Source organism: Mycolicibacterium arseniciresistens, from assembly GCF_030519285.1.
GTDB lineage: Bacteria > Actinomycetota > Actinomycetes > Mycobacteriales > Mycobacteriaceae > Mycobacterium > Mycobacterium arseniciresistens.
This window is the reverse complement of the sequence record NZ_JAUMSQ010000260.1, coordinates 1-2375: the sequence shown is the minus strand read 5'-3', so window position 1 is coordinate 2375 and position 2375 is coordinate 1. Positions and strand designations below refer to the sequence as shown.

General features: G+C 71.8%; 2 protein-coding genes and 1 pseudogene. All 3 read right to left on the bottom strand.

The features are described 5' to 3' along the window. Positions 1-859, bottom strand: a pseudogene (locus Q2100_RS24610) (hypothetical protein); the annotation flags it as partial. Between the two features lie 3 nt (positions 860-862). Beyond that, a complete protein-coding gene (locus tag Q2100_RS24605) occupies positions 863-1168 on the bottom strand; it encodes a DUF7162 family protein (protein WP_302916162.1) in 306 nt (101 codons plus the stop codon). 39 nt (positions 1169-1207) lie between these two features. Beyond that, a partial coding sequence (glmM, locus tag Q2100_RS24600) for a phosphoglucosamine mutase (RefSeq protein WP_302916161.1) occupies positions 1208-2375 on the bottom strand: 1168 nt, incomplete at its 5' end.

Genomic DNA, 2375 nt, shown 5'->3' with positions numbered 1-2375 from the left:
GCGCCGCTTCCCCCGCGGCGGGTGCCGGTGACGAGGCCGGCCACGGTGCTGCGCCGGCCGCGGAAGCGTTCCACGCCGGCGAGCCACTCCATGCGGGTGCCCCGTTATCGGATTGCTCAGTCACAGAATGTGTTTCGGCGAGCCCGGCCGGTGCGGTGCGGATCGCCGCCGGCCCCCAATCGGCGGGCACCTCGAACACGGGCACCGGCCCTGCGGTCAGTTCCGCGGTCGCCGCGCCGTACGCGGCCACCACGTCGTCGGTACCCGCCCGCATCGCGCTGACCCATTCGTTGCCGACCTCGCCGGCGACGAACGGTTTCACGCGCAGATCGACCAGTTCACTCGCCGCTACGCGGTCTCCGGCTCCGGTGAGCACCGTATGCGCGGCCGCCCGCCACTCCACGCTCTCGCTCGTGTCGGCGATCGCCTGGGTGGCGATGACTTTGGCGTCGACGCTGCGCCACAGACCATCCCGCAGTTCCGCCAGCACCTCGGCCGCAGCGCGCACCGCAGTCGCCGCCACCGCCGACGCGCCACCGTGACGTCGCAGGAATTCCAGAGCCGACCGCGCACCGGATCCGGCCCAGGAGTCGGCCAGCGCGCCGACCGTACCGTCCTGCAGGTCTCGGGCCTGCTCGATGGCCGCCGTCGCCGCTCGCAGCCGGGCGCAGTCGGCGTCGAGAGATCGCAGATCCATGCCGGACTCGCTGCCGTACCAGCCGTCCACCTGTCCAGCTCGGGCGGTGAGATCTGGATGTTCGAATCCGAGTGCGGCGCAGGCTGATACATAGGCTTCGACGGTGTCGACCGCCGGCTGCCCGTCAGCCAGCCGGCCGGCGACGTCGAACTGGCCGGCCATCGCTCAGCCGACCCGACGTGCTGCAGCGGCATCGACATCGGTGTAGCGGCCCGCCGAAAGCCGCAGCAGCACTGCGATGTCCGCCGCCGCCCTCGACCACTGCCGCAGTGGAGCGACGACATCGTCGACGGCGGCGCGCAACGCTTCGCCTCGCATGGTGTGCGCCCGTCCCGCCGCGGCGCCGTCGAACGTCAGCGCATTCAGATGAGTGCGGACCGCGGTGTCGACGAGGCGGGCCGCCGACTCGTACTGGTGTGCTGCGGCGTGCAGCGCGGCTGCGTCGACGCGGGTCGCGTCACGTTCTCCCATACCCGGGTTGGACGCCGCGGGCGGTGATCCGGTTCCGCGTCAGCGCTGTTCGCTCACCGATTCCGCCACACGGACGGCGAGCTGGCGAGCGGTGTCCTCGTCGGCGGCCTCCACCATCACCCGGACCACCTGCTCGGTTCCCGACGGCCGCAGCAGGATCCGGCCGGTGTCGCCGAGCTCGGCCTCGGCCTGCGCGACGGCCGTCTGCACCGACGGAGCCTGCGCGACCGTCGCCTTGTCCGCGACCTGGACGTTGATCAGCACCTGCGGGAGCGTTTCCATCGGCGCGGCGAGGTCGGCCAGCGGTGTGCGCGTCTGAGCCATCCGCGACATCAGCCGCAGGCCCGTGACGATGCCGTCCCCGGTGGTGCCGAACGACGGCAGCACGATGTGACCCGACTGCTCACCGCCGAGGGTGAATTCACCGGCTCGCAGTTCTTCGAGCACGTAGCGGTCGCCGACGCCGGTGGTGCGCACCTCGATGCCGGCCGCCCGCATTGCCAGGTGCAGGCCGAGGTTGCTCATCACCGTCGCGACCAGCGTGTTCGACGCCAGTTCGTCCGTTTCCTGCATGGCCAGCGCGAGCACGACCATGATGGCGTCGCCGTCGATGACCCGGCCTGTGGCGTCAACGGCCAGGCAGCGGTCGGCGTCGCCGTCGTGGGCCAGGCCGAGGTCGGCGCCCTGCGCGACGACGGTGGCCTGCAGTGTCTCCATGTGGGTGGACCCGCAGCCGTCGTTGATGTTCAGGCCGGTGGGTTCGGCGTTGATCGCGATGACGCGGGCCCCTGCGGCGCGGTAGGCCAGCGGCGCCGCGGTCGACGCCGCACCGTGCGCGCAGTCGACCACCACGGTCAGGCCGTCGAGGCGGCTGGTGACGGCCTTGCCGACGTGGCGCAGGTAGCGCTCGAGCGCGTCCTCGGCGTCGACAACCCGGCCGATGCCCGCACCGACCGGCCGCTCACCGGGTCCGGCCTGCACGAGCTCCTCGATCCGATCCTCGGTGGCGTCGTCGAGTTTGTGACCGCCCGGGCCGAAGATCTTGATGCCGTTGTCGGGCATCGGGTTGTGCGAGGCGGAGATCATCACGCCGAAGTCGGCGTCGTAGGCACTGGTCAGGTAGGCGACCGCGGGCGTCGGCAGCACGCCGACCCGCAGCGCGTCGACGCCTTCGCTGGTCAGCCCGGCGATCACCGCGGCCTCCAGC

Coding starts and splice junctions, on each gene's coding strand:
- Q2100_RS24605 (WP_302916162.1), bottom strand. CDS start 1,168: ATGGGAGAACGTGACGCGACCCGCGTCGACGCAGCCGCGCTGCACGCC.